Below are 875 nucleotides of genomic sequence, written 5' to 3' on the forward strand. Positions count from 1 at the left end.
CGCGCCGGGCCATGCTCGAACCCCTGATCGACCGGCAGGATGATCAGCTTGCCGGTGCCGCCCAGCCGCCCGTGCATCAGGATGCGGGCGAGATTCGCCTTGGTGGCGGGCGAATCCGATTCGTATTTGTCGAGAATGGCCTTGACCGTCGGCGTCATCTTTTTCCCTTTGCCTGACCTCAGTTTTATCCCCGGCCTGTTAGCGAGGGGGGGCGTCTCGCGCCAGAGGGATTGACGCGCCCCGTCGCCCCGTCATTGTCTCCTGTCGAAACAGGGGGACGATGAGGGTGCGCATACGCGATATCATACTGGCGCTGGGTGCCGTCATGCTGACTGCGCCGGCCGCCGCGGAACGCGCGCCAAAGGTCGGCCAGCCCGCCCCCGATTTCGAACTGACGATGATCGACGGCAGCAAGGTGCGGCTCGCCGATCTCAAGGGGCAGGTGGTGGTGCTCAACTTCTGGGCGACCTGGTGCGTGCCGTGCCGCGCCGAACTCCCCACGCTCGACAGCTATTATCGGATACAGCAGCCGGCCGGGCTGCGCGTGTTCGCGGTAACCACCGAGGATTCGGTGCCCACCTACCAGCTCAAGCCGCTGTTCAAGAAAATGGCAATCCCGCCGGTGCGCCACATCAAGGGGCCGTTCGCGGTGATGGGCGGGGTGCCGACCAATTACGTGATCGATCGCGCGGGGGTGGTGCGCTACGCCAAGGCCGGGGCGTTCGACCTCGACGATCTCAACAGGATCCTCGTCCCGCTGCTCAACGAGCGGTCGGCGGGTTAGCCTCCCCCACCACCGTTCGCCCTGAGCTTGTGAGGGCGCCCATGAAAGTAATACTTTCATGGGACCCGCCGGAGGGCTGTCCTTCTTCTTT

At 64.7% G+C, this 875-nt stretch carries 1 protein-coding gene and 1 pseudogene; one reads left to right on the forward strand and one right to left on the reverse strand.

What is annotated here, in order from left to right; translation table 11 throughout:
- Nucleotides 1–158 (reverse strand): annotated as a pseudogene (locus BGN95_RS10645) (class I fructose-bisphosphate aldolase); the annotation flags it as partial.
- 167 nt (nucleotides 159–325) lie between these two features.
- Between BGN95_RS10645 and BGN95_RS10650 the strand changes: the two are divergent.
- Nucleotides 326–784: a TlpA family protein disulfide reductase gene (locus BGN95_RS10650; protein WP_265311947.1), complete on the forward strand. Its 459-nt coding sequence runs from the start codon at nucleotides 326–328 to the stop codon at nucleotides 782–784.
- Nucleotides 785–875 lie beyond the last annotated feature (91 nt).

The sequence above is a fragment of the Sphingomonas sp. 66-10 genome (assembly GCF_001897045.1).
Lineage (GTDB): Bacteria > Pseudomonadota > Alphaproteobacteria > Sphingomonadales > Sphingomonadaceae > Sphingomonas > Sphingomonas lycopersici.

Coding starts and splice junctions, on each gene's coding strand:
- BGN95_RS10650 (WP_265311947.1), top strand. CDS start 326: ATGCTGACTGCGCCGGCCGCCGCGGAACGCGCGCCAAAGGTCGGCCAG.